We start from the raw sequence: 26,464 nt of genomic DNA, 5'->3' as shown, positions 1-26,464 counted from the left end.
GCTGGTCGGCGATGCGTGGCACAGCAGTGCCGTGGGAACTCCCCCTCTGTCGTGGTGCCTGAGAGATTCGCGGCGCCCTCGGAGGGACGTTCGCTTTCACCATGGGCGGATCCGTAGGCGGATCGCTTTCCAGAGTGGCCAGTTCGACGCGGTACAAGACCTGAGAGATTGGCGGGGAGGCTTGCTCCTTCGGTGCCGACCGGAGTCGGCTCTCCCGCGTCGCGTATGCGGCCCGGTATTCGGTTGTCCTGTCAGCCTAGCGGGGGCCTGCACGCACTGTCCCCTCCTCGAGAGGCCACTTCGGAGCGCCTCCTCCGGCGTGTGTCGTTCACCGGTGGCGTCTCGCGAGTCCGACCTGCATGGTTTGGTGTTCGGGTCGGGATGACACTAAGCTCGCTCCAGCACTTAGTGTCACGACGACTCTTAGTAGGGACATCCCGTGGATCGAGACGATCAGCCGCAGCTCGCGGTGTCGACCGTGATCTTCGCGCTGCGCCCGCACCCCGAGACGGGGGCGAGCACGGTGTGGATCCCGGTCGTCCGACGCATCCGTGAGCCGTTCGAGGGTCTCTGGGCGCTCCCCGGCGGGCCGCTCCGTCCCGACGAGGACCTCGCGGAGGCGGCGCGCCGCACTCTGCGCGACACCACCGGCCTCGCCCCCCGCTACCTCGAGCAGCTCTACGCCGTCGGCGGCACGGACCGCTCCCCCGGCGAGCGCCGCGTGGTCTCGATCGTCTACTGGGCGCTCGTGCGCACCTCGGAGGCGGACGAGGCGCTCGACGATGAGAACGTCACCTGGCTCTGCACCGATCTGCCCCTCGAGCTCGCGTTCGATCACGGGGTGATCGTCGAGTACGCGCTGTGGCGCCTGCGCAACAAGATGGAGTACTCCCGCATCGCCCACGCGTTCCTCGGCGAGACGTTCACCCTCGCCCAGCTGCGCGAGGTGCACGAGGCCGTGCTCCAGAAACCCCTCGATCCGGCGAACTTCCGCCGCACGATCGAGGCCTCCAAGACCGTGGTCCCGACCGAGGAGCGCCTGACGGGCACCCGTCACCGCCCGCCCCGGCTGTACCGCTACGACGGGTCAGTGGCACTCGTCGACAACGGTCCGCTCCCCGTCTGAGCGCCCCGTCAGTCCGCACCATCCGAGGAGACACCGTGACATCGGTCGACAGCACCATCCAGCTCATCGAGCGGGGAGCCCCCGGCGCGACCTGCGCCCCCGAGCTCGCCGACGCGCCCTGGTCGTTCGACCTCGGCCTCCCCGCGTACGGTCCCGGCGCCTCCCAGGCCGACCCGATCCCGGCTGCGGCACCGGTGCAGGGCCGACTGCCCGACGAGTACACCTCAGCGAGCGCCGACGAGCTGCACCGCCGCGTCCTGGCGGCGAAGGAGACCCTCGGCGACCGCGTCGTGGTGCTCGGGCACTTCTACCAGCGCGACGAGGTGGTGCAGTACGCCGACTTCGTCGGCGACTCGTTCCAGCTCGCCAAGGCGGCGAAGGGCCGCCCGGAGGCGGAGGCGATCGTCTTCTGCGGCGTGCACTTCATGGCCGAGACGGCCGACATCCTCTCGCGTCCGGAGCAGGCCGTGATCCTTCCGAACCTCGCGGCCGGCTGCTCGATGGCCGACATGGCCGACATCGACTCCGTCGAGGACGCGTGGGCCGAGCTGACCGAGCTCTACGGCACCGAGCCCGACGCCGACGGCCGCGTGCCGCTCGTCCCGGTGACCTACATGAACTCCTCCGCCGCGCTCAAGGCGTTCTGCGGCCGCAACGGAGGCGTCGTCTGCACGTCCTCGAACGCCGCGACCGTGCTCGAGGACGCCTTCGCGCGCGGGCAGCGGGTCCTCTTCTTCCCCGACCAGCACCTCGGCCGCAACACCGCCAAAGCGATGGGCGTGCCGCTCGAGCGGATGCCGATGTGGAACCCGCGGAAGCCGCAGGGCGGCTCCGACACCGCGACCCTGCTCGACGCGCAGGTCATCCTCTGGCACGGGTTCTGCTCGGTGCACAAGCGCTTCACCGTCGCGCAGATCGAGAAGGCGCGCCTCGAGCACCCCGGAGTGCGCGTGATCGTGCATCCCGAGTGCCCGATGGCGGTCGTCGACGCCGCCGACGAGTACGGCTCGACCGACTTCATCGTGAAGGCGATCCAGGCGGCACCCGCCGGCAGCACCTTCGCGATCGGCACCGAGATCAACCTCGTGCAGCGGCTCGCGGCTCAGTACCCGCAGCACACGATCTTCTGCCTCGACGACGTGGTCTGCCCGTGCTCGACGATGTACCGGATCCACCCGGGCTACCTCGCCTGGGTCCTCGAGGGCCTGGTCGAGGGCCGCGTGCTCAACCGCATCTCCGTCGCCGAGAGCGTGCAGGCCGAGGCTCGCGTCGCCCTCGAGCGGATGCTCGCCGCCGTTCCGCCCGCGGGACCCGTCGCCCCGACGGCGGCCTGACGTGCCGCGCGTCGTCGTCGTCGGCAGCGGGATCGCCGGACTCGTCACCGCTCTGCTGGCCTCGCGCCGGAACGAGGTCGTCCTCGTGACCAAGGCCGAGATCGCGGAGTCGAACACGCGCTGGGCCCAGGGCGGGATCGCGGTGGTCACCTCCTCCGCCGACTCCGTCGCCCTGCACGTCGAGGACACCCTCGCCGCCGGCGCCGGGCTCTGCTCGCGCTCGGCCGTCGAGGTGCTCTGCTCAGAGGGCCCGGCGGCGGTCGCGGCCCTGCAGGAGTGGGGTGTCGGCTTCGACCGCGACGGAGGCGACCTCGCCCGCGGTCTCGAGGCGGCGCACTCGCGCTCGCGCATCCTGCACGCCGGAGGGGACGCGACCGGCGCCGCGATCGAGGCGGCGCTCGTCACCGCCGTGCGCGCCGCCTCCGTCACCGCTCTCGAGCGGACCGCGCTCGTCGACCTCGTGCGCCCCGCCGACGCTGTCACCGGCGTCGATGTGCTGCGCGACGGTCTCGTCGAGCGGATCGACGCCGACGCGGTGGTCCTGGCGACGGGGGGTGCGGGCCGGCTCTTCAGCCACACCACCAACCCGTCGGTCGCGACGGGCGACGGGCTCGCGGCGGCGATCCGCGCGGGAGCCGTGACGGCCGACCTCGAGTTCTACCAGTTCCACCCCACGGCGCTCCCGAGCGGCTTCCTCGTCTCGGAGGCCGTGCGCGGCGAGGGCGCCCTGCTGCGCGACGCCGCCGGCGAGCGCTTCCTCACGGCCGTGCATCCGGACGCGGAGCTCGCGCCGCGGGACGTCGTGGCGCGCGCGATCGCCGAGAGGATGCGCCTCCAGGGCGGTCTGCCCGTGCACCTCGACGCGAGGGCCGTCCCGGCGGAGGTGCTGGCGCGCCGGTTCCCGACGATCTCGGCCGCGTGCCGCGCCGGCGGCCTCTCGCTCGCCGACGATCTCATCCCCGTGACGCCCGCCGCTCACTACTGGATGGGCGGGATCGCGACCGATCTCGACGGGCGCACGAGCCTCCCCGGGCTCTTCGCCGTCGGCGAGGTCGCCTGCACGGGCGTGCACGGGGCGAACCGGCTCGCGTCGAACAGCCTGCTCGAGGCCGTCGTGTTCGCCCGACGGGCCGCCGAGGCGCTCGGGAGCGAGCCGACGGAGCCCTCCCCCACGCCCGCCCCTGCCCGCACCGTCGTCCCGCTCGACCTCGACCGGCAGGCGCTGCAGGCCGCGATGTGGGCAGGAGCCGGCGTCTCGCGCAGCGAGGCCGGCCTCGAGACGGCGCGAGCCGAGCTCGCCGGAGGCTCTCCGGCGGCCCTCAGCGTCGAGACCCTCGAGAACGCGAACCTCCGCACCTGCGGGCTCGCCCTGATCGAGGCGGCGCTCGCCAGGGCCGAGTCGCGCGGCGCGCACCACAGGACAGACCACCCCCGGACCTCGGCGACCGCCTACCGCGTCGCCGGAAGCAGAAAGGTCGCCGTGCCGTGCTGACCCGTCAGAGCATCGACCGCCTCGTCACCCTCGCCCTCGAGGAGGACGCGCCCTGGGGCGATCTCACCTCGGACACGCTGATCCCCGCCGAGGCGACCGCGTCGGCCGCACTCGTCGCGCGCGAGCCCGGCGTCTTCAGCGGAGGGGCCGTGCTGGTCGGCACGATGCTCCAGGCCGACTCGCGGATCCGCACGAGCGTCCTCGTCGAGGACGGGACCGTCTTCGACGCCGGAGCCGTCCTCGCCACGATCGACGGGCCGGCCGGCGGGGTGCTCCGCGGCGAGCGCGTGGCCCTCAACCTGGTGCAGCGGATGAGCGGGATCGCCACGCTGACGGCGCACTACGTCGCCGCGGTGGAGGGCACGAGGGCGCGCATCGTCGACACCCGCAAGACCACGCCGGGCCTCCGGGCGCTCGAGCGCCACGCCGTGCGCAGCGGAGGCGGCCACAACCACCGCTTCTCCCTCTCGGACGCGATCCTCGCGAAGGACAACCACCTCGCGATCCTCGCCCAGCGCGGAGTCGACCTCACCGCTGCGCTCCTCGCCGCGCGCGCCGCCGTGTCGCACACGACGCACATCGAGGTCGAGGTCGACCGCCTCGATCAGATCGAGCCGGCGCTCGCGGGCGGTGCCGACACGATCATGCTCGACAACTTCTCACCTGACGAGCTCCGCCAGGGCGTCGCTCTGATCGGCGGCCGCGCGGTCGTCGAGGCGAGCGGCGGGGTGAACCTCGAGACGGTGCGGGCCATCGCGGAGGCGGGAGTCGACGTGATCTCGGTCGGTGCGCTGACCCACAGCGTGCGGTCGCTCGATCTGGGTCTCGACATCGCCGTCGACGCGGCGTGATTTACCTCGACCACGCCGCGACCTCTCCCGTGCGCCGCGAGGTGCTCGAGGCGATGTGGCCGTTCCTGACCGGCGAGTACGGGAATCCGTCGAGCCGCCATTCTCTCGGCGATGCGGCCGCTCGTGCTCTCGAGCAGGCGCGGGCGCGCGTCGCGGCGTTCCTCGGAGGGCGCGCCTCCGAGACCCTGTTCACCTCGGGCGGCACGGAGTCGATCAACACCGCGGTCAAGGGCATCGCGCTGGGGGCGCCGCGCGGCCGCCACCTCGTGATCTCGGCGATCGAGCACGAGGCGACCGTCGAGTCGGCCGATCACCTCCGTCGCCTGCACGGCTTCGAGGTGTCGGTCGCGCCGGTCGACGCCGACGGGCGGCTCGACCTCGACGCCTTCGCCGCGCTGCTCCGGCCGGACACGGCGCTCGCCTCGATCGTGGCGGCGAGCAACGAGATCGGGACGGTGCAGGACGTGCCTGCGATCGCCGCGCTGTGCCGTGAGCAGCGCATCCCCCTGCACGTCGACGCGGTGCAGGCCGCGGGGTGGCTCGACCTCCCGTCGCTCGGCGCCGACGCCGTCTCGATCTCGGGGCACAAGCTCGGCGCACCGAAGGGGGTCGGGGCGCTGATGCTGCGCAGCCGTCTCCCGTTCGAGCCGCTCGTGCACGGCGGCGGGCAGGAGCGCGCCCGGCGCTCGGGCACCGAGAACGTCGCCTTCGCCGTCGCGCTCGGGGCGGCGGTGGGGCTCGCCGACCCGACGCGAGTCGAGCGCACCGCCGCCGTGCGCGACGCCTTCGCCGCGCGCGTCGCCGAGCTGGCGCCGAGCGCCGTGCCGACCGGATCGCCCGCGCACCGGCTCCCGTCGGTCGCCTCCTACGTCGTCCCGGGCCGCGGCGGCGAGTCGATCCTGCTGGCGCTGGAGGAGCGCGGCGTCGTCGTCTCGAGCGGCTCGGCCTGCGCCGCCGGTCGCGACGAGCCGTCGGCGGTGCTCCTGGCGCTCGGGATCGAGCCCGCGATCGCGCAGACGGCCGTGCGGTTCAGCTTCTCCGGGTCCTCGACGACCGAGGAGGCCGAGGCGGCCGCTGCGGCGTTCGCGGCGGTGCTCGCGGGCTGAGGCTCCGGCGACACGCCGCTCGGCGACGGATGTCGGGCGATCGGGAATGTCGGGGGTGCCTGGCAGTGTTCTGAGACTCGTACCATCCGTCGCATCGGCGTCTGCTCCGACGATGCGCCCCTCACACGATCCCCCTCACGACCGGAGACGAACCTGTGACCGAGCGCACCCTGACCGACACGCGCACGACCGCGCCCGACCGCTCGGCGGTCCTCGACCCCAAGAGCAGGCTCGTGATCAGCCTGCTGCTCGTGTCCGCCTTCGTCGTGATCCTCAACGAGACGATCATGAGCGTGGCCCTGCCCGACCTCATGGCCGACTTCGGCGTGGAGGCGCACGTGGGCCAGTGGCTCTCGACCGCGTTCATGCTGACCATGGCGGTCGTCATCCCGATCACGGGCTACCTGATCCAGCGGCTGAACACCCGCACCCTCTTCGCCGCGGCGATGACCCTCTTCAGCATCGGGACGCTGACCGCGGCCCTCGCGCCCACGTTCGCCGTCCTCCTGGCCGCACGCGTCGTCCAGGCGGGTGGCACGGCGATCATGATGCCCCTGCTCATGACGACCGTGATGACCCTCGTCCCGCCGGCGATCCGCGGCCGGATGATGGGCAACATCTCGATCGTCATCTCCGTCGCCCCCGCCGTCGGTCCCACGATCTCGGGCGTCATCCTCAACTTCCTCAGCTGGCGCTGGATGTTCTGGATCGTGCTGCCCATCGCGATCGGAGCGCTGCTGCTCGGGCTCCGCAAGGTCGAGAACGTGACGGAGCCGCGCTCCATCCCCATCGACGCCCTCTCGATCGTCCTCTCGGTCTTCGGCTTCGGCGGCCTGGTCTACGGCCTCAGCAGCCTCAGCGAGGGCGGCGAGGCGATCGTGGCTCCGTGGGTCCCCTTCGTCGTCGCTGGGGTCGGCCTCGCGGGATTCATCCTGCGTCAGCTCTCCCTGCAGAAGAACGATCGGGCCCTGCTCGACCTGCGCACCTTCACCTCGGCCAACTTCACCATCGTGATCGTGATGATGGCGATCAGCATGTCGGCGCTGTTCGGCACGCTCATCCTGCTGCCGCTCTACACGCAGAACGTGCTCGGGCTGACGCCCCTCGAGACCGGTCTGCTGCTGCTCCCCGGCGGCCTGCTGATGGGGCTGCTCGCGCCGTTCGTCGGCCGCGCCTACGACCGGTTCGGTCCGAAGGTGCTGCTGGTCCCGGGCTCCGTCGTCGTCGCCACCGCCCTCTGGGGGTTCACGGCGCTCGACGAGAACTCGACCTCGTGGTTCATCCTCGCCCTGCACGTGGTGCTGAGCCTCGGTCTGGCCTTCGTCTTCACCCCGCTGTTCACCGCGGGTCTCGGCTCCGTCCGGCCCCGGTTCTACTCCCACGGCAGCGCGATCATCGGCACGGTCCAGCAGCTCGGAGGCGCGGCCGGTACCGCCCTGTTCGTCACGGTCCTCTCGATCCAGTCGGCGGCTCTCACCCGCGACGGCGTCGACCAGGTCGCGGCCTCGGCCGGCGGCATCCACTCCGCCTTCGTCTGGGGTGCGTCCATCGCGACGGCGGCGATCGTCGCGGCCTTCTTCGTGCGACGCCCGGCCGAGTCGGACGCCCCGCTCCCCATCGGCCACTAGGCTGCGGCGAGCGCGGAGGCGGCACGCCGCCCGCGCGGCACCGTCCTCGCCGGCGGGGCTCCGGTCGTTCACCTCCGCGTCACCGGGCCGCCCTACCGTGACGCCCCGGCTGCCGCGCGTTCGATCGCGCGGCCGGAACGGAGACGACACGTGGGCGAGACGAGCATCGGGAACCAGGACCTCCTCGACGCCGGAGAGCTCGCGCCGTCGCCGAGGACCCTCGTCGACGTGCTCCGCGGGAGCGCGGAACGGCACCCCGACGCCTCCGCCCTCGAGGATCCCGCCGGAGCACTGAGCTACCGGGAGCTGCTCGCCCGCGTCGTCGCCACGGCCGGCGAGCTCACGGCCGCCGGAGTGCGGCGCGGCGACCGCGTCGGCGTGCGGATGGCCAGCGGCTCGCGCGAGCTCTACATCGCGATCCTCGCCGTCCTGGCCGCGGGTGCCGCCTACGTTCCCGTCGACGCGGACGACCCGGAGGAGCGCGCGCAGCTCGTCTTCACGGAGGCGCGGGTGCGCGGGGTGATCACCGGGTCCGGCCGGTTCGAGCGCCGCGACGGCGAGTCCGACGGCGCCTCGACCCGACTGTTCGTCGGGAGCGCGCCGCACCCCAGCACCGCGTCGATCCCGCTCCTGCAGCCGCCCTCGCTCGAGGACGACGCCTGGATCATCTTCACCTCGGGCTCGACCGGCACCCCGAAGGGCGTCGCCGTCAGTCACCGCTCGGCGGCCGCCTTCGTCGACGCCGAGGCGCGCCTCTTCCTGCAGCACGAACCGCTCGGACCGGGCGACCGCGTGCTGGCCGGCCTCTCAGTCGCGTTCGACGCCTCCTGCGAGGAGATGTGGCTGGCCTGGCGCCACGGAGCCTGCCTCGTGCCGGCGCCGCGCTCTCTCGTGCGCAGCGGCATGGACCTCGGGCCGTGGCTGACGACCCACGGCATCACCGTCGTCTCGACCGTGCCGACTCTCGCGGCGCTCTGGCCCGCGGAGTCGCTCGAGAACGTGCGCCTGCTCATCTTCGGCGGCGAGGCGTGCCCGCCCGAGCTGGGCGAGCGCCTCGCGGTCGACGGCCGGGAGGTCTGGAACACCTACGGGCCCACGGAGGCGACCGTCGTCGCCTGCGCCGCGCCGCTCGGCGGCCCCGGACCGGTCCGGATCGGGCTCCCCCTCGACGGCTGGCGTCTCGCCGTCGTGGACTCCGCGGGAGAGCGCGTCGGCGAGGGCGAGGTCGGCGAGCTGATCATCGGCGGAGTCGGACTCGCCCGCTACCTCGACCCGGCGAAGGACGCCGAGAAGTACGCGCCCGCTCCGCTCCTCGGCTGGGACCGCGCCTACCGCTCGGGCGATCTCGTGCGCTTCGAGAACGCCGGCCTGGTGTTCCAGGGCCGCGCCGACGACCAGGTCAAGCTGGGCGGTCGGCGCATCGAGCTCGGCGAGGTCGAGGCGGCGCTGCAGGCGCTGCCCGGCGTCTCCGGAGCGGCGGCCGCCGTCCGCACCACGACCGCCGGCAACCAGGTGCTCGTCGGCTACCTCGCTGTGCCGGAGGGTCGCGGGTTCGATCGCGACGCGGCCCTCGCACGGCTCCGCGCGGAGCTCCCCGCGGCCCTGGTGCCCCTCCTCGCCGTCGTCGCCGAGCTGCCGACTCGCACCTCGGGCAAGGTCGACCGCGCCGCACTCCCCTGGCCGCTCGAGGACGACGGCGGCGAGGACCACACACTCGATCCGGAGACCGCCTGGCTGGCGGCGCACTGGCGCGAGGTCCTCGGTGTGCCCGTCTCGGAGGCGGCCAACTTCTTCGATCTCGGCGGCGGATCGCTGGCGGCCGCCCAGCTGGTGGCGCGCATCCGCGAGCGCGATCCCGAGTTCACCGTCGCCGACGTCTACGCCCACCCCCGCCTCGCCGCGATGTCGGCCGAGATCGCAGGCCGGGCGACCGGGGTCGGCGAGGTGTCCGAGCACCGCATCGCGCCGGTGCCGAGACGGATGCAGGTGCTGCAGACCCTGCTCGGCGCACCGCTGCTCGTCCTCGGCAGCGCGCGCTGGCTGACGGCGATCCTCACCGTCACCGCGATCCTCGACCTCCTCCCCGGCTTCGACTGGCTGCCGACCGTGTGGCTCTGGGCGCTCGTCCCGGCGTTCGTGCTCTTCTGCACGCCCTTCGGTCGGATGGGCCTCACCGTCCTCGCCGCACGGCTGCTGCTGCGCGGGGTCCGCGCCGGCGACCATCCCCGCGGCGGCGGGGTGCACCTCCGGCTCTGGCTGGCGGAGCAGATCGCGCACCAGCTCGGAGCGGTGAGCCTCGCCGGAGCCCCCTGGGTCGCCTACTACGCGCGCGCGCTCGGCGCCCGCATCGCCGACGACGTCGACCTGCACTCGCTGCCGCCGCTGACGGGGATGCTGACGCTCGGCCGCGGTGCCGCGATCGAGCCCGAGGTCGACCTCTCGGGCTACTGGATCGACGGCGACACCGTGCGCATCGGCGCGGTCCGGGTCGGCGCCGGCAGCACGGTCGGCGCGCGCAGCACGCTGCTCCCCGGCGCTCGGATCGGGAAGAACGCGCAGATCGAGCCCGGCTCCGCCGTCTTCGGGCGGGTCCCGGCCGGTCAGCGCTGGGGCGGCTCCCCCGCGCAGCGCCTCGGCAAGGCGAACGCGGGCTTCCCCGCCGAGCGGCCGCCGCGCCGCACCGCGTGGGTCTGGGCCTACGGGCTCTCGGCGGTCGGCCTGGCAGCCGTCCCCGTCCTCGCCTTCGGCGCCGGGACCGGCGTCGTCGCGATCGCGACGCAGGGCTCGAGCGATCTGGCGGAGGCGCTCCCCCGCGCGCTCGTCGCGCTCGTCCCCGCGGTCGCCGTCACCGGTCTCGTCCTGGCCGCACTCGTGGTCGCCTTCGTCCGCCTCCTCGGCCGCGGGGTCGACCGGGGCACCTACCCCGTCCGCGGACGCATCGGCTGGCAGGTCTGGTCGACCGAGCGCCTGCTCGATCAGGCGCGCACGCTCCTCTTCCCGCTCTACTCCGGGCTGTTCACCCCGGTCTGGCTGCGACTGCTCGGCGCGAAGGTCGGCCGAGACGTCGAGGCCTCGACGGTGCTCCTGCTCCCCGCGATGACGACCATCCGCGACGGTGCGTTCCTGGCCGACGACACGCTGGTCGCCTCCTACGCCCTCGGCGGCGGCTGGATGCGGCTCGCGCGCGCCGAGATCGGCGAGCGCGCGTTCCTCGGCAACTCCGGGATGGCGGCGCCCGGGCACACCGTCCCGGCGGGCGGGCTCGTCGCGGTCCTCTCCTCGGCACCGCGCAAGTCGAAGGCCGGTTCGTCGTGGCTCGGCTCACCGCCCGTGCGGCTGCGGCGGACGGTCGTCGAGGCGGAGTCGGCGCGCACCTTCCGACCCGCGGCGAGCCTCCGGTTCGCCCGCATCGTCTGGGAGCTGCTGCGCTTCGTCCCCGTCGTCGTCTCGGTCGCGATCGGCTTCGGAGTCGTCGTGAGCCTTCTCGCGCTGGTCCCGGTCGTCGGCGCCCTCGTCACCGTCCTCGCCGGCGGAGTCGTCCTCCTCGTGGCGGGCGCCGTCGCGGCGGCGGTGTCGACCGCGGCGAAGTGGGTCCTCATCCAGCGCGTGCAGCCGAGCGAGCATCCGCTCTGGTCGTCGTTCGTGTGGCGCAGCGAGCTCGCCGACACCTTCACCGAGATGGTCGCGGCGCCGTGGTTCGCCCACGCCGCCGCGGGCACCCCTGCTCTCGTCTGGTGGCTGCGCAGCCTCGGCGCGCGCATCGGCCGGGGTGTCTGGTGCGAGAGCTACTGGCTGCCCGAGGCGGATCTCGTCGAACTCGGCGACGGAGCGGCGGTCAACCGGGGCTGCGTCGTGCAGACGCACTTGTTCCATGATCGAATCATGAGCATGGATCTCGTGAGTCTCGACCCCGGTGCGACCCTCGGCCCGCACAGCGTGATCCTGCCCGCGGCGCGCATCGCCGAGCACGGCACGGTCGGGCCGGCCTCCCTGGTGATGCGCGGCGAGCTCGTGCCCGCCGGCAGCCGCTGGAGCGGCAACCCCATCGGCCCGTGGCGCGAGGTCCGTGTCGGCGACTACCACGCACCCGTCGCGTGAGCCCGGCGCCGACCGCCCTCGAGACCGCCGGTGACCCCTACCTCCCGGGCATCGGGAACACGGGCTACCGCGTCGAGTCGTACGACCTCGACCTCGACTACCGCGTCGCGACGAACCGGCTGGCCGCCCGCGCCGTGCTGCGCGTCGTCGCCCTGCAGCCGCTGCGCCGCTTCTCCCTCGACCTGAGCCGGCTGAGGGTGACCCGGGCCAGGGTCGCCGGCCGCAAGGCGCGCACCGAGCAGACCGCGCACAAGCTGCGGATCACACCGGCGGAGCCGCTCGAGGCGGGCGAGTCGTTCGTCCTCGAGATCGAGTACGGCGGGCATCCCGGGCCCCGTTCGAGCCACTGGGGCGAGCTCGGCTGGGAGGAGCTCGCCGACGGCGTGCTCGTCGCGTCGCAGCCGTCGGGCGCCTCCACCTGGTTCCCCTGCAACGACGACGTGGCCCAGAAGGCGCCCTACCGGATCCGCATCACGGCCGAGGAGGGCTACTCCGCCCTGGCGAACGGTGTGCTCCTCGAGACCAGCGAGCGCTCGGGCCGGCGGACCTGGCTCTACGAGCAGCGCGAGCCGACGGCCACCTACCTCGCCGCCGTGCAGATCGGCCGCTACGTGCTCGAGGACCGCCTGCTGGGAGGCGTCGCCGTAACCCTCGCGCGCCCCGCGGCACTCGCCGCCCGGGTCGCCCGCGACTTCGCCCCGCTCCGCGCGATGATCACCTTCTTCGAGCGGGTCTTCGGCCCCTACCCGTTCGCGGGCTACACCGTGGTCGTCACGGCGGACGTGCTCGAGATCCCCCTCGAGGCGCAGGGCATGGCCGTCTTCGGGGCGAACCACGCCGACGGCCGCGGCGGCTCGGAGCGGCTGATCGCGCACGAGCTCGCGCACCAGTGGTTCGGCAACAGCGTCGGCATCGCGCGCTGGCGGCACATCTGGCTCAACGAGGGCTTCGCCTGCTATGCGGAGTGGCTGTGGTCGGAGGAGTCGGGCGGCGCCTCCGCCGACACGCTCGCCCGGCGGCACCACGCCCTCCTCCGCTTCCAGCCGAAGGACCTCGTGCTGGGCGACCCGGGCCCGGTCGCGCTCTTCGACGACCGCGTCTACAAGCGCGGCGCGCTGACCCTCCACGCGCTGCGACTGCACGTGGGCGACACCGCCTTCTTCGATCTTCTGCGCGCGTGGACGACGCGGCACGCGCACACGGCGGTCACCGAGGACGACTTCCGTCTGCTGTGCTCGGAGTCGACGGACGGCGTCGACTCGCTGCTCGACGCGTGGCTGGTGGGCGAGGCGCTGCCTCCGCTACCGAGTCGCTGACAGGAGCGAGTCGGCGAGCGCCTCGCCGTCCTCGCGGCGCCAGCCGATGATCGGCCCGGCGCTGCGGCCGTCCAGCGGCCCCAGTGCGACGCTGACCCGGAACGCCGGATCCAGGCGCGGCTCCGCGAGCCGGAAGCGCGCCTCGTCGATCCTCGCCTCGGCCGTCAGCCGCGACTCGTGGATGCGCACCCGGCGCGGATCGACCTCGAGCCCGCGCCCATCGGCCTTCAGCGCCGCCTCCACCCGCGTCCAGTGCAGGATCGGGTCCGGCGGCCGCATCGCGCCCATCGAGAACGGCGCTCCCGCGATCTGCGTGATCCTGGCTCCCCGATCGGCGGCTCCCTCGACCGGTTCGATGTCGACCCCGACCGTGCCGGCGCTGCTCACGGCCACCACGACAGCACCGGCGCAGTGCGCGATGCTCACGGAGAGGCGCGGCAGCGACGCGTCGCTCCCCTCCAGGCGCGGGCGCCCGTGCGGACCGCCGCAGCGGGGGCAGCACGCGACCACGTCGATCTCGGAGGGGTGCCCGCCGGTCAGCTCGGCGGCCAGCATCCGCAGCAGCACGCGCCCGAACACGAAACGCTCGGCCGTGCCCGCCGCGGGCGTCGACTCGTACCTCTCGCGCTCCAGCGGTGTCAGCAACGGGAGCAGCAGCCCGGCGTCCAGGCTCTGCTCATCCAGCGCCAGCCAGCGCAGATGCACCCCCGGCAGATCGTCGTCGACTGCTCTCATCCTGCGTCCCCCATGCCCTCAGACCCCCGGCCCGCCCTCAGCTCGAGCGAGCAGGAGCGGCCTGCTCGCCGCGCTCGTAGACATCGGCCGCCGAGCCCACGATGAGCGGATCCGGTCCGAGCAGCGAGACGACCTCGTCGTCGCGGCCGTCGTAGTCGTACAGGCTCAGCACGTAGCGCATCGCCTCGAGTCTGGCGCGCTTCTTGTCGTTGCTCTTGACGATGGTCCACGGCGCGTCGGAGGTGTCGGTGGCGGCCATCATCGCCTCCTTCGCCGCGGTGTAGTCGTCCCACTTGTCGAGCGAGGCGAGGTCCATCGGCGAGAGCTTCCACTGGCGCACGGGGTCGATCATCCGGATCGTGAAGCGGGTGCGCTGCTCCTCCGCCGAGACCGAGAACCAGAGCTTGACCAGGTCGATCCCATCGCCCGTGAGCATGCTCTCGAAAAGCGGGGCCTGCCGGATGAACTCGTCGTACTGCTCCGGGGTGCAGAAGCCCATCACGCGTTCGACACCGGCGCGGTTGTACCAGGAGCGGTCGAACAGCACCATCTCGCCCGCGGCAGGCAGGTGCGAGACGTAGCGCTGGAAGTACCACTGGCCGCTCTCGCGCTCGGTCGGCTTCTCCAGCGCGACCACGCGGGCTCCGCGGGGATTGAGGTGCTCGGTGAAGCGCTTGATCGTGCCGCCCTTGCCCGCGGCGTCGCGCCCCTCGAACACGACCACGAGGCGACGGCCGTTCTTCTTGATCCAGTTCTGCAGCTTGAGCAGCTCGATCTGCAGGAGGCGCTTGCCCGCCTCGTACTCCTCGCGCGACATCCGCTCGTCGTAGGGGTAGCCCTCGCGCCAGGTGTCGATCTGCGTGCCGTCCCGCCGCACCAGGACCGGGTCGTCGTCGTCCTCGTCGAGGACGACGAGATCGCGGGCGTCCTCGGGCGTCAGCGTGCGGAGCAGCTCGGGAGTCGGGACCAGCTCGGTGGTCGCGGGGAGCTCGGTGGTCTCGGTCGTCGAGGGCTGAGCGGGGTCGGTGGAGGCAGGCACGGGGCGACGCTAGAGCCCTCGTGCGACGGCACGGTGAACGGCGGGTGTCCCTCGCGGATGTCGGCGCCCGGACGTACCCTCGTCGCATGTGCCGGAACATCCACACCCTCCACAACTTCGAGCCCTCCGCGAGCGACGAGGAGGTGCACGCCGCCGCCCTCCAGTACGTCCGCAAGATCAGCGGGACGACCAAGCCCTCGAAGGCGAACCAGGAGGCGTTCGACCGCGCCGTCGCCGAGATCGCCCACGTCACGGGTCACCTCCTCGAGGACCTCGTGGCGGTCGCCCCGCCGAAGGACCGCGAGGTCGAGGCGGCGAAGGCGCGCGAGCGCTCGGCCAAGCGCTTCGCGACGGCCTGAGCGTCAGAACGCGGCGGGCGGCAGGTCCGTCTCGCCGCTCTCGATCGCGTCCACGATCCTGACGGCGACCGACTCCGGGCTGTGTCCGGCGCCGAACTTCGGGGCCGAGCCGGCGAGCGGGTGCGTCGACAGCTCCGTCTCGGTGTGACCGGGCCGCGCGTCGAGCAGGAGGACGCCCGCGCGCTTGTACTCGCGCTGGGAGGCCCTGACGAACGAGTGCAGCGCCGCCTTGGAGGCGGAGTACGCGGCGAGACCGGCGGTCGGAGCCTCGGCGACGACTCCGCTGATCGTGACCGCGAAGGGCTCGCGCCCCTCGCTCGCCGACTGCTGGAGGAGGCGGAAGGCGAGCGTCAACAGGCGGATCGGGGCGAGCGCGTTGACCTCGACCAGCTCCTCCAGCACGGCCGGATCGAGCTCGGCGGACGGCCCGAAGGCGACGACCCCGGAGGCGGCGACGACGCCGTCGAGACGGCCGTGCCGCCGCACGACCTCGTCGATCAGCCGCTGAGGCGCCTCCTCGCCGCGCAGGTCGGCGACGAGCGGCTCCGCCCCCAGCGCTGCGGCGTCACGCCCCGAGCGGATGACGGCCGCGCCTCTCGACTCGAGCTCGTCCGCGATCAGGCGGCCGAGGCCTCCGGAGGCTCCGAGGACGAGGACGACGGCACCATCGAGTCGAGTCATGCTCTCGAGCCTAGGCGGGGGGTCTGTCGCGGATCGCCTCTACCGCCCTCGGTCAGGCGCACCTAGCCTGTTCGGCATGTCGAGCCTCGCGACCCGTGCCTCGCTCCGCCGTCTCCACGAGGTCCTCGAGGATCCGGCACCGATCAACCGGGGTCACGCCCGCTACGTCCGGCGCCTGATCACCGGCGCCTCCCTCGCCGAGGCGCGGCCGCGGAGCGGCTCGGGTGCCACGGAGCAGCGCGCGGCGATCGCCCCGGACGACGCGGCGGAGGACCCGGCGCTCTGAGCCCCTCCACTCCTCAGAAGTTGCGGTAGTGGCGCGCGATCACCGCAACTTTCGAGGAATCGGGCCTGCCCGCGCTCCCCTCGTAGACTCGATCGGCCGAGAGAACGGGGAGCCGGTGGACGAGAACGTGAGCGCCCCGGCGGGCTGGTACCCCGAGGGCGGCGCGATGCGCTGGTGGGACGGCACCCGGTGGACCGAGGACCGCATGTCCGCCGACGACCGCATGCCCGCCGTCGATCGACCGTTCTCGCCCCTTTCTACTGTCCTCCGCCTCCCGAACGCCGACGGCACCCCGACAATCGATGCGATCGACGAGGCTGAGCGGATCGAGGAGATCGCCGACGCCCTCGGCCGACCGGTGCGTCCCGGCGAGGTCGTCGAGGAGTGGCTCGACGTCGAGCTGATCCCCGAGCCCGACCATCCCACTGGCGCGCCCGCCGTCTCGATCCGCGCGCGTGGGCGGGTCATCGGCTACCTCCCCGAAGCGGCGTCCTACCGGCCCTCGATCGACCGCATCGTCGCGAGCAGAGCCGTCCCCGTGACCCGCGCCCGCCTCCGGGTCGAGCGCGGGGAGGAGGGGCTGCGCGCCTCACTCCGCATCGCGCTGCCGTCGCCCGACCTCGTGGTGCCGCTCAACTCACTCCCGACGTCGCGGTACTCCGTGCTGCCCTGGGGTCGCGGGCTGCAGGTGCTGCGCGAGGACGAGCACTTCGCGCAGCTGACCGGCATCGTCGAGGGCCGCGGGCTCGTCCTGGTGACGCTGCACCTCCTCCCGAGCGACCTGATCGAGGTGCGACTGGACGGCGACCGGGTCGGCGAGCTGTCGGCAGGCACGTCTCCGAACTTCGCACCCACGGTCCGCCACCTCAAAGGGATGGGCCTCACGCCGACCGCGTACGCCGCCCTGCGCAGCTCACCTCTGAAAGCCGAGCTGACGCTCCAGGCCGCGCGCGCGTCCGAGCTGCCCGCGCACTGGGTGGACGGGCCCGCGGTGACACTGCCCGCGCTCGTGCCGACGGCCGCACGGTACGACGTGCCCGCCGCCTATGTCCGCCCGCTGCGGCGCTCCTCCCGCACCTCGGAGGCGGTCACCCGCTCGACCCGCCGCGTCATCGCCTGGGTCGTGGTCGGCATCGCGACCCTCGTCGGTCTCTCGAGCTGGATCATCGGCGACCTGCTCAACTGACTCCGGAGGCACCTCCGGCTCGCAGAAACACGTTCGGCTCGCAGAGTAGGTCAAATGCGAGAAACCGGCCACAATTCGACGAACCGATGGTCAAACGGACCTCCACCGAACGATGTCCTCACATCATCTGGTGCTGCACCATCGACATCCGCCCCAGCCGCGATAGCGGCGGAGAGCGGTCGGGCGTGAAATGCCAGTGGAGAGCAAGCCGGACCATCTCACCGCCCTCAATCGAACGGTTTGCGCGAGATATTTGGAAATGGGCAATGGGCCGTAACGAACTGGTTCCGTCCGGCCAATTTGTTGCGTGCCCGGAACCGGGAAGTATGCCGAGACACAAAAGCTGGAAGCGAAAGCGTTAGCTGCTTTCCGGACCGACAGGACCGACGCTGAGTACGCCACCAGGACAGCAACGGCCGACGCCGGCCGTCAATAAGGAACGCCAGAAAGTTGCACGGCATGCGGTGAGGCAATCCGGGGAGCCCGCGCGCAGGTTGTCAATGGGGTCTATGGAGGCGTGGGCGTTGCCGTGCTGAAAGCAACTCAGGCCACTGCAGTCGTCCTTAACTGCGGGATGCCCGCAACTGAAATGCCCTGGCTCGTGACCATCAGTTCCGTGCCTACTCGCTTGACGGCGGCGGTGTAATTCAGGTCGAACGCATACTGAGGAAAGCCCGCATACAGATCTTGGATCTGTGGTACTAGATCATATGTAAGCACCCATGGTTGCCCGAGACCGCGCACCACATTCGATAGCGCTGCATGGTCTTCGTCGGTGTAAAAGTTTGTGTAAAGGCCGGAACCCTTACCGAAGTAGGGCGGGTCAATGAAGTACACGACCCGGTCGGTTCGGTGAGACATGCCACGCAGAAAGTCCTGACCATCACTCCGTGCAATAGAGATTGATCGCTTGTATCGCGCAATGCGCTCGATCTTTTCGACAATTATAGGCTTCTGAAAGCGGCAGTCGAGCTTGTACTCGCCCTTTTGCTCAAGGCCGCCGATGACGCCACCCTTGATAACTCCCGATCTGTTGGTGCGATTCAGAAACAGGGTTGCGAACGCAAGCTCAAGTGACGGAACATCCTTCATAGCGCGGTAAATTTCTCGCTGCCGGTACCACTCATCCATAGTGATCGGCGTCCTGGTGACCAGCTGCGTCAAAGCGTCGGTTCGATTCAGCATCGCATCCCAAAGAGAGTAGATACCAGGATCGATGTCGTTAAGGACGATACGACGCACCATGCCCTCAAAGAGAAGGGAGAGCGCCAGCCCACCACCACCCGCGAAGGGCTCGGCGTATGTCGTCTTGCGCAGACCGTTCCACTCCAAGAGCGGTTCTGCAAGCTTGAAGAGGGCGGTCTTACCCCCCGGGTATCGCAGGGGTGAAGGCGTTGAGGGCATCCAGGTCCGTCCAGTCCGACTCGTGGTCACCGGGAACGCTACAGGGTTGCGTCCACGTTGGCCAGCAGGGGCGCCTGTTTGCTACGCGGGTTCGATGGCAGGTTCCGCGTTCGAGGCGATGTAGCCGAGAATCGGCTCGATTTCATCCCACTTCTTCGTCAACACCTCCCACTGCGGGAACGCAGAACCGTGGGCGATGAGGCCCAGATAAAATGCACTATAGACATAATCGGGCGCCGTCACCTGACCTTTGAGGAGACCAAGTGCGCCATTCTCCGCCTTCGTGAGGTGAATCGCACCACTCTTCCTCTCCTTTTCGATCTGTGCCAGGACATTATGTACGAGGAGGTGCAGTTTGTCGTTGTGATTGATCTGCGAGCCGCGAGTCTCCAAGTACACGACCGTGACCGACTCCATGAACACGCGCACTACGAGCGCCGCTGCTATCGGACTGAAACGCCGAACCGACTCGAGTTCCGCGAGGATGCGTTTCAGCCGTTCGTCCCGCAGGCTGGGTGCGAACGAGTCCGGCACAAGCTTGAGTCGCTTATCGGGGTGAAGGCCGCCCCCGCCCGGCTTACTGTCCCCGTCGGTTTGCGGTTCGTCCTCTGCGGAAGGATCGTTCTGTTGCTGATCAGAATCAGACGAAGATGCGTTCTCCGGCTCCTCCGGCAGGTCAGAGTCAGACCCACCCGAGGACTCCACTGACGGCTCAGTGAGGTTCACGAGGTGGTCTTGCGCGTACTTGGTGCGGTCCGCGCTGGACGTCCTCGAAGTCGCGCCATTTTCGCGCGCGACAATGTCCTCCAGAAGACGCCGCAGGCGAAGATCGAACAGGGTCTGGGTACCTAGAAACTTGAACTCAGGATCAGACGCACTCGTCGCAATACCGAGGCCGTGCTTTCGAACAAATGGGTTCGAAACGAACCGAGTAATCGTGGTGAGGATGTCTGCGGACTGGGCCTTCGTCAGGATTCCGTGCTTTTGACCGTAGTCGAGAAGGGCTAGCGCGAGGGCGTTGCCAGTCCGATCTCCGTACCGCCTAGCCAACTGCACCGGGTTCCAAGGCCGAGGACCGTTTCCTGAGCCAGACCCCGCATGCTTTCTATCGATCCAAACGTCGGCTTCGTCCTCATCCTTGAACACGGTCAACTCGATCGTGATGTGCTCGGAACTGAACGAACGAGTCAATCGCTCAAACGCCCGCCGCTCGGATGACGGGGCGAGCGTCGGATCATGAAGGAGGATCAAGGCGCAGAGTCTGCGATTGCCCTCAAGGATGACGTAACCGCCTCCAGGAGCGGAAATCGCCCCGAACATGTCCAAGGGGCTGAGGCCTACCTTGACGATGTCCCTCGCCAGGCCAAGTACGCTTTCTTTCTCTACCAGGTATTTGATGATGTCGCGACGCGGCATCCCAGGATCGTGCCGGGGGTTGTCCGGATCAAGGTCCAGGTCAGCCAGGTCGTCCCAGTCGATCACCACTCGTTCCGGCACTTCATCCCCCATCGCCACGACGCCATTTCTAGAAATCTATCGGCTGTCGCGCTCCGTGGCTACACCACAGAGCAGACCGGGGCGGTCCACACGGCCTGAGAACCCGGATGCGCTGCGTCGTCGCTGGGCGTGGCGATGTAGCCAGCGCCCGTTGAGGCGCTGATGCCATGTGTCGTGGCGATACCGGAGGTGTTCACACCTTCGTCGCTCAGGCCGACCGGGAACGCTGCCGACTTGCCGTCCAGAGCGCGGGTTTCCCCCAAAAACATCCTGGCCTTTCCCCTACAAGTCCGACCTTCGCGCGGCGCTCGACGAAGCGGACTCCGATCTGCATAAGAGATAGCACATCGCTTCGCCTATCCTATTCAAAGCCGCACCATCGGCGCATGCTTGGACGTAAGTGCCTCTAGTGGATGAGTTGGTACTATTGATGACGGCTTACACGCGTTAGGGCCAACGCCACTGATTTCCGGAACTGCGACGACATCGCCGGTTGACAGGTCCCCTCGCATGCGCGCAAAGCCCGGCTGACCGCACTTCACCTGACCCGTGATCGGTATGGAGCGCGAACTGTTGATACGAGCAACTTCTGTGGTCGCTAGCCAAGTTCTTCGTTGTCGGCGCCGTCGCGAGTGTACCCCAGAATACGGCTGGTCGCGGCAAAAGGGATAGTCTCGGTGTGAATCAGATTTTGAGATACTAGGCTGTACAAATGATAATGTTGTCAACTCTGCGTTGACCACTGGGACCAGTGCTAGGCGCATGCCCCCGCGTTGCCAATGTTCGTTTCGCGTGGGATACCATAGGACAGTATTTGCATCTTGTGGTTCGCGTGCGCTAGGTGCCGATAAACCTACTACGTCTTGCCTTTATTAGGGGCGGTCAACCAGTTCCTGCAAGTATGAACGGATAGTGCGAACGCTGCCCCCTATTTGCTCGACCTCGATTGCACCGTCCAGGCTCTCCCGCTTTCGATTGAGAGGCGGATCGGTGATTAAAATAGCGATAGCTTCGAGCGTCTCGACCATCTGCTTGGTGCTCAGGTGTCGAGAGCCCGCGATGTTCACGGCCAGAGTTGTCTTGCTCGGCTTCGAAAGCGAGTACCACGAAAACATATCCCACCGACCAACGAGACGATCCGATAAGTGGTCCGCGAGCCTCTTCCCAACACCTGAACTGTCAGCGAGCGCCTTGCCAACATACAGCGGCTTGAACTCTTGGTAGAGCACGTAGATGCCCTTTGCGCTCCAAAAGTTATTCTGTTTGTTGCTCCCTGCATTGCGCCACGTGCCCAGCAGTTCCTTCGCTCCCCAGTTTACCGCGTCTGGATTCCAGAACTCCCCATAGCTCTTCACGATAGACATTCAATCCCCATTTTTTCGGCGAGATTTTTTCTACGAGCACAGACACTTCTACACGTTGAAGCGGAACTCCACCACGTCGCCGTCCTGCATCACGTAGTCCTTGCCCTCGATGCGGGCCTTGCCCTTCGCGCGGGCCTCGGCGATCGAGCCCGTCTCGACGAGGTCGTCGAACGAGATGATCTCGGCCTTGATGAAGCCCTTCTGGAAGTCGGAGTGGATCACACCGGCCGCCTGCGGGGCGGTCCAGCCCTTGCCGATCGTCCAGGCGCGCGACTCCTTCGGACCCGCCGTCAGATAGGTCTGCAGGCCGAGCGTGTCGAAGCCGATCGTCGCGAGCTGGTTCAGGCCCGACTCCGTCTGGCCGGTCGACTCGAGCATCTCGGCGGCGTCGGCCGCGTCGAGGTCGATGAGCTCCGACTCCAGCTTCGCGTCGAGGAAGATCGCGTGCGCGGGCGCGACGAGCGCGGCCAGCTCGGCCTTGCGTGCGTCGTCCGTCAGCACGGCCTCGTCGACGTTGAACACGTAGATGAAGGGCTTCGCGGTGAGCAGCCCCAGCTCGCGGATCGGCTCGAGGTCGATCGAGGAGGCGGACAGCGGCTTGCCCTGATCGAGGAACTCGCGCGCCTTCTTCGCCGTCTCGAGGACGATCGGCTCGATCTTGCGGCCCTTGAGCTCCTTCTCGTAGCGCGCCTCGGCCTTCTCGAGGGTCTGCAGGTCGGCGAGGACCAGCTCGGTGTTGATCGTCTCCATGTCGCTCGCGGCGTCGACCTTGCCGTCGACGTGGACGACGTCCGAGTCCTCGAAGCCTCGTATGACCTGCGCGATGGCGTCGGCCTCGCGGATGTTCGCGAGAAACTTGTTGCCGAGCCCCTCCCCCTCGGACGCACCGCGGACGATGCCCGCGATGTCGACGAACGAGACGGGGGCCGGGAGGATGCGCTCGGAGCCGAAGATGCCGGCGAGGACCTCGAGGCGGGAGTCGGGCAGGTTCACCACGCCGACGTTGGGCTCGATCGTCGCGAACGGGTAGTTCGCCGCGAGCACCGTGTTCTTGGTCAGGGCGTTGAAGAGCGTCGACTTGCCGACGTTGGGGAGTCCGACGATTGCGATAGTGAGAGCCACGGGCGACCATCCTACGCGGGCCCCGCGTGCCGCGAGCGGCGCCGTCGGTGGTGCGTGAGAGGGTGCAGTCGTGCCCATCGACTTCACTGCCATCGACTTCGAGACCGCCAACTCCCACGGGGCCTCGGCCTGCTCGGTGGGCCTCGTGAAGGTCCGTGACGGCCACATCGTCGACCGGGCCGGCTGGCTCATCCGCCCTCCCTACGGCTTCGACGACTTCCTCGAGTGGAACACCCGGATCCACGGCATCCGCAAGCACGACGTGCACGCCGCCGCCTCGTGGGCCGAGCAGTTCGCCGACCTGGTGGCCTTCGCGGGTGACGACGTCTTCGTCGCCCACAACGCCGGCTTCGACATGGGAGTCATCCGCGCCGCCTGCGCCGCGACCGCGCTCGAGCACCCCGAGTACGACTACCTCTGCTCGCTCCAGCTCGCCCGCAAGACCTACGAGCTCGAGTCCTACCGCCTGCCGGTCGTGGCGATGGCCGCCGGCTTCGAGGACTTCCGCCACCACGACGCCTCGGCCGATGCCGAGGCGTGCGCGGCGATCGTCGTCCACGCCGCGCGTCGGCACGGTGCTGCGAGCATGGCCGAGCTCGGCGACCTCGCCGGCGTCTCGGTCAAGCGGCTCCGCCCGAAGACGCCGGTCGCCGCCTGACGGCGGACGTCACTCCCCGGCGCGCGGGTCCCCGAACCAGTTGCTGAAGATGCGCCAGAAGTTGCGGTTGCCGTACGCCGAGCACGCGTCGCCCTCGCCGTAGAGGTTCTCGAGCGCCGCCTCGTTCGGCTGGTACGGCGTGTAGTAGTAGAGACCGGCCGTCGCGGCGTTCTCGATCACGACCGGCGCCGTGCCGCAGGTAGCGTCGGGCGAGAACTGGATCTCGCTCGTCTCACCCACCGGGTACCAGTCGAAGCTGCTGTCGGGGTTCCGGTAGCGCTGGAACTGCCAGGCCGCGCCGTAGACCTGACCGAAGAACCCGAAGTAGTCGCTGTCGCAGTCGGCCGTGTCGGGGCAGCCGTAGCCGGTGGCGCTGCGGAACTGCCGCTCGCTCGGCGCGTCGTCGGTGACGAGCGACTGCTCCTTCTGCAGCAGCACGAGCAGGACCGACGGACTCACGTCGCACGCGACGGCGACCGAGCCGATGATCTCGGCGGCCGAGCGGCCGACTCCGCCGCGGTAGTCGCCGCACTGCTCGTCCGCGGCGACGTCGCCCGTGTCCTCCGCGTAGTCGCGCAGGCAGGGCACGTCGACACCGGCGCACTCGGGGACACGGGCGTTGAGGAACGCCTGGATCGTGAGTGGTCCGAGAGCGCCGCCGTCGAAGAAGACGGCGTCCGAGACGATGTCTCCCGGCTCGAAGCCCGACCCGTCGACTCCGCCGGCGAGGTCGGTCCACATCCGCACGCTCGATGCCGCACCCGGAGGCGCCGCCCGCGCGGTGAGATCCGTCGCCCCCGCGAGGAGCAGGACGAGGACCAGGGCCAGCAGAGCGGCCGCCCCTCCCCTCCGACGTCGGGCGTCGGTCGGGGACGGGGCGGCCGAGCTCATCCCTCCACGCTACTTGCCCGGAGGTGGCCGATCGGACGCGCGATCAGCCGCACGGAGTGAGTCGCGCGACCGCGTCCGAGAGCGTTCCCGTCCCACCGAGCAGCACGACCTTCTTGGCGCCGAAGCGCGTGATGTCGTCGAGGACCGCCTGGGGGACGCACGTCGGCGGGACCGCGAAGAGCGGGCTGCTGGTGTAGCCGGCGGCGGTGGCTCCCGCGAGCGCATCGGGGAAGTTCTCGCCGGTCGCCAGGAACACCGTGCCCGCCCTCGTGAAGGCGGCCCGGTTCAGCTTCTCGGAGGTGTCGTAGCGGTCCGACCCGGCGATGCGGGTGATCGAGGCCACGGGGAGCGAGCGCTGGATGCCGTCGCTCACCGAGAGCGAGTTGCCCGCGATGGTCAGCGACCTCACTCCGAGGCGCGACAGCAGCGACTTGGTCGTCGCGTCGGCCGTCGAGAGCCCGCCGTTGACGAGGAGGACGGGAGCGTCGACCGCTCCGGCCGCGGCACTGGCGCCGAGGGCGTCCGGGAACTTCTCGCCCGTCGCCAGCCACGCCCTGCTCGAGCCTCCGGAGAAGGCGTACTCGATGACCTTCCTGGCCGTGTCGTAGCGGTCGACCCCGCCGAGCCGGGTCGGGGTGGCACCGGTGCGCACGTACTGCTTCAGGTCGTTGAGCAGTGCGTCGCTGACGCTCAGCGACGAGCCGACCACGACGATCTTCGCCGGCTTCAGGCGGGTCAGCTCGGTGCGCACGGTCTGCGACATCGAGTTCCGGTCGACGAGGAGCAGCGGCCCACCCTGCTTGGCGGCGGCCGGCGCCGCGCTGAGCGCGTCCGGGAACGCGCCTCCGGTGGCGATGTAGACGACGGGCACGTTCGCTCCGAAGGTCGCCTTCGAGATCTCGACGGCGGTGCCCTGACGATCGCTGCCTGCGAGGCGCGTCACGCTCACCGCGCCCTGCGAGCTCACACTCGAGCAGCCGAGGTCCTTCGAGCCCGGCGCCTTACTGTCGCCCGAGCCGGTCCAGAGGTTCCAGTCGACGGAGGCGGCGGTGGCGCACACCGTGTAGGTGCCGACGGCCGAGGCGGGCGCGGTGGCGGTGAAGCCGTGGTTCGATCCCGCGGCGGGGTACTCGCCGGGGATGTCCCCGCGGGCGCCGTTCGCGGTCTGCGTGCGGACGGTCCTGGAGCCGTCGGGGGCGGTGATGGTCACCGTGGTCGTGAGGCCGGCCTGCTGCGTGGTCGGGTCGACCGCCCAGCCGGTCGCGGTGAGCGTGCCGCCGGAGATGCGGGGAGCGTCGACCCGGCCCGCGGGGGCGACTCCGGCGTTCGCGAGCGAGCCGTTCCAGTCGCTGAAGATGTACCAGAAGTTGATGTTGCCGTAGGTGGCGCAGTTCGCGTCGCCCGTGTTGGTGAGGGCGTACTGGTTGGGCTGGTAGGGCGTGTAGTAGTAGAGGTTCGCCGTGGCCTGGTTGCGGATGGTCACCGGGGACGAGCCGCAGGCGGTGTCGGGGTGGTAGAGGATGCTCGCCGTCGTGCCGGGAGCGTAGGCCGTGAAGTTCGCGCCGGATCCGGGCGGGTTGGCGTAGCGCTTGAACTGGCGGGCCGCGCTGTAGACCTGGGTGAAGAAGCCGGCCGAGCCGGGGTCGCACTCGGCGGTGTCGGGGCAGTTGTACCCCGTCGCCTTCGCGTAGTCGGCCGAGGTCGGCGAGGTGGTGGTGACGAGGCTCCGCTCCTTCTGCACCAGGACGGCGAGCACGAGCGGGTTGATCCCGCAGGCCTCACCGACTCCGGCGAAGATCGAGGCAGCCGACTCGACGACGCCGCCGCGGTACTGCTTGCACATCGCGTCGGCGGCCTTGGTCGGCGTCACCTGGCTGAAGGCCTTGAGGCACGGAACGCCGTTGGGCGTGCCGCTGCAGTTGCGGCCCTTGTCGTCGAGCAGGGCCTGCATCTGCGAGGCGGAGCGAGCGTCGCTGTCGAAGAAGTTGGCGTCGCTGAAGATGTAGCCGGCGCGGAAGCTCTTGGTGCTGCTCGCCGGGTACTGCACCTTCTGGTCGGGCAGGTCGCTGCCGTCGGCGACCGAGAGCGTGGCCTCTCCCGCTCCGGGATCGACGAGGACGGACGCCGGCGGGAGCGTCTCGTCGGCGGCGGACGCGGCGGCGACCGGGACGAGGGCGGTCCCGAGACCGACGGCGAGGGCGAGCGCGGCGGTGAGCAGGCGCGATGGACGGCGGTGATTCCCCATGATCTCGAAGCCTAGGGGCAGGGACCGGCACGACCGTCATCCGCCT

21 protein-coding genes and 2 riboswitches are annotated in these 26,464 nt (G+C 70.1%); of the genes, 12 read left to right on the top strand and 9 right to left on the bottom strand.

From position 1 onward, the window contains the following. Positions 1-39 precede the first annotated feature (39 nt). Positions 40-138, bottom strand: a riboswitch (glycine riboswitch). A gap of 1 nt (position 139) precedes the next feature. After that, positions 140-227: riboswitch (glycine riboswitch) on the bottom strand. A 212-nt stretch (positions 228-439) separates the two neighbouring features. The 8 genes from B9Y99_RS04830 (at position 440) to B9Y99_RS04795 (ending at position 12,951) form a co-directional block, all read left to right on the top strand. Then, positions 440-1,126: an NUDIX hydrolase gene (locus tag B9Y99_RS04830; RefSeq protein ID WP_085475415.1), complete on the top strand. Its 687-nt coding sequence runs from the start codon at positions 440-442 to the stop codon at positions 1,124-1,126. Between the two features lie 35 nt (positions 1,127-1,161). Then, positions 1,162-2,460: a quinolinate synthase NadA gene (gene nadA / locus B9Y99_RS04825; RefSeq protein WP_085475414.1), complete on the top strand. Its 1,299-nt coding sequence runs from the start codon at positions 1,162-1,164 to the stop codon at positions 2,458-2,460. A 1-nt stretch (position 2,461) separates the two neighbouring features. Beyond that, on the top strand, positions 2,462-3,952 hold the full coding sequence (nadB, locus tag B9Y99_RS04820) for an L-aspartate oxidase (RefSeq protein ID WP_085475413.1): 1,491 nt from the start codon (positions 2,462-2,464) through the stop codon (positions 3,950-3,952). Beyond that, a complete protein-coding gene (gene nadC, locus B9Y99_RS04815; RefSeq protein WP_085475412.1) occupies positions 3,946-4,803 on the top strand; it encodes a carboxylating nicotinate-nucleotide diphosphorylase in 858 nt (285 codons plus the stop codon). The genes nadB and nadC overlap by 7 nt, the downstream gene beginning before the upstream one ends. Beyond that, entirely contained in the window at positions 4,800-5,909 is a 1,110-nt protein-coding gene (locus B9Y99_RS04810; protein ID WP_085475411.1) for a cysteine desulfurase family protein, read from the top strand. The genes nadC and B9Y99_RS04810 overlap by 4 nt, the downstream gene beginning before the upstream one ends. 155 nt (positions 5,910-6,064) lie before the next feature. Further along, complete coding sequence (locus tag B9Y99_RS04805; protein WP_085475410.1) at positions 6,065-7,537, top strand: DHA2 family efflux MFS transporter permease subunit; 1,473 nt, start codon at positions 6,065-6,067, stop codon at positions 7,535-7,537. 150 nt (positions 7,538-7,687) lie between these two features. After that, positions 7,688-11,635: a Pls/PosA family non-ribosomal peptide synthetase gene (locus B9Y99_RS04800; protein ID WP_342097145.1), complete on the top strand. Its 3,948-nt coding sequence runs from the start codon at positions 7,688-7,690 to the stop codon at positions 11,633-11,635. Continuing rightward, positions 11,632-12,951: a M1 family metallopeptidase gene (locus B9Y99_RS04795; RefSeq protein WP_085475409.1), complete on the top strand. Its 1,320-nt coding sequence runs from the start codon at positions 11,632-11,634 to the stop codon at positions 12,949-12,951. The genes B9Y99_RS04800 and B9Y99_RS04795 overlap by 4 nt, the downstream gene beginning before the upstream one ends. On the opposite strand, the gene B9Y99_RS04790 is transcribed toward B9Y99_RS04795, so the two are convergent. After that, entirely contained in the window at positions 12,937-13,686 is a 750-nt protein-coding gene (locus tag B9Y99_RS04790) for a 4'-phosphopantetheinyl transferase family protein (protein WP_129587894.1), read from the bottom strand. The two genes, B9Y99_RS04795 and B9Y99_RS04790, sit on opposite strands and share 15 nt — an antisense overlap. 37 nt (positions 13,687-13,723) lie before the next feature. Further along, a complete protein-coding gene (ppk2, locus tag B9Y99_RS04785; RefSeq protein WP_425298478.1) occupies positions 13,724-14,638 on the bottom strand; it encodes a polyphosphate kinase 2 in 915 nt (304 codons plus the stop codon). Between the two features lie 173 nt (positions 14,639-14,811). On the opposite strand from ppk2, the gene B9Y99_RS04780 reads away from it, so the two are divergent. Further along, positions 14,812-15,084 carry a DUF2277 domain-containing protein gene (locus tag B9Y99_RS04780; protein WP_085475407.1) on the top strand — a complete coding sequence of 91 codons (273 nt, stop codon included), beginning with the start codon at positions 14,812-14,814 and terminating at the stop codon, positions 15,082-15,084. Positions 15,085-15,087: 3 nt separating this feature from the next. Here B9Y99_RS04780 and B9Y99_RS04775 read toward each other — a convergent pair whose 3' ends face one another. Further along, complete coding sequence (locus B9Y99_RS04775; protein ID WP_085475406.1) at positions 15,088-15,765, bottom strand: SDR family NAD(P)-dependent oxidoreductase; 678 nt, start codon at positions 15,763-15,765, stop codon at positions 15,088-15,090. Between the two features lie 76 nt (positions 15,766-15,841). Between B9Y99_RS04775 and B9Y99_RS04770 the strand changes: the two genes are divergently transcribed. Both B9Y99_RS04770 and B9Y99_RS04765 read left to right on the top strand, forming a co-directional pair. Further along, complete coding sequence (locus B9Y99_RS04770) at positions 15,842-16,051, top strand: hypothetical protein (protein ID WP_085475405.1); 210 nt, start codon at positions 15,842-15,844, stop codon at positions 16,049-16,051. 115 nt (positions 16,052-16,166) lie between these two features. Continuing rightward, on the top strand, positions 16,167-17,237 hold the full coding sequence (locus B9Y99_RS04765; RefSeq protein WP_085475404.1) for a DUF2510 domain-containing protein: 1,071 nt from the start codon (positions 16,167-16,169) through the stop codon (positions 17,235-17,237). Between the two features lie 543 nt (positions 17,238-17,780). Here B9Y99_RS04765 and B9Y99_RS04760 read toward each other — a convergent pair. The 4 genes from B9Y99_RS04760 to ychF form a co-directional block, all read right to left on the bottom strand. Next, positions 17,781-18,641, bottom strand: a complete 861-nt coding sequence (locus B9Y99_RS04760; RefSeq protein ID WP_085475403.1) for a DNA adenine methylase — start codon at positions 18,639-18,641, stop codon at positions 17,781-17,783. 81 nt (positions 18,642-18,722) lie between these two features. Continuing rightward, on the bottom strand, positions 18,723-20,156 hold the full coding sequence (locus B9Y99_RS04755; RefSeq protein ID WP_129587892.1) for a hypothetical protein: 1,434 nt from the start codon (positions 20,154-20,156) through the stop codon (positions 18,723-18,725). 854 nt (positions 20,157-21,010) lie between these two features. Beyond that, a complete protein-coding gene (locus B9Y99_RS04750; protein ID WP_129587891.1) occupies positions 21,011-21,502 on the bottom strand; it encodes a hypothetical protein in 492 nt (163 codons plus the stop codon). A 48-nt stretch (positions 21,503-21,550) separates the two neighbouring features. Next, a complete protein-coding gene (ychF, locus tag B9Y99_RS04745) occupies positions 21,551-22,624 on the bottom strand; it encodes a redox-regulated ATPase YchF (protein WP_085475400.1) in 1,074 nt (357 codons plus the stop codon). Positions 22,625-22,694: 70 nt separating this feature from the next. Between ychF and B9Y99_RS04740 the strand changes: the two genes are divergently transcribed. Further along, positions 22,695-23,282, top strand: a complete 588-nt coding sequence (locus tag B9Y99_RS04740; RefSeq protein ID WP_085475399.1) for an exonuclease domain-containing protein — start codon at positions 22,695-22,697, stop codon at positions 23,280-23,282. Positions 23,283-23,291: 9 nt separating this feature from the next. Here B9Y99_RS04740 and B9Y99_RS04735 read toward each other — a convergent pair whose 3' ends face one another. Next, entirely contained in the window at positions 23,292-24,173 is an 882-nt protein-coding gene (locus B9Y99_RS04735; RefSeq protein ID WP_085475398.1) for a hypothetical protein, read from the bottom strand. A gap of 43 nt (positions 24,174-24,216) precedes the next feature. After that, complete coding sequence (locus tag B9Y99_RS04730) at positions 24,217-26,418, bottom strand: cell wall-binding repeat-containing protein (RefSeq protein WP_085475397.1); 2,202 nt, start codon at positions 26,416-26,418, stop codon at positions 24,217-24,219. Between the last annotated feature and the right edge of the window lie 46 nt (positions 26,419-26,464).

The organism is Rathayibacter oskolensis (genome assembly GCF_900177245.1).
GTDB lineage: Bacteria > Actinomycetota > Actinomycetes > Actinomycetales > Microbacteriaceae > Rathayibacter > Rathayibacter oskolensis.
Note: the sequence above shows the minus strand (reverse complement) of the source record. Positions and strands in the feature narration are given on the sequence as shown.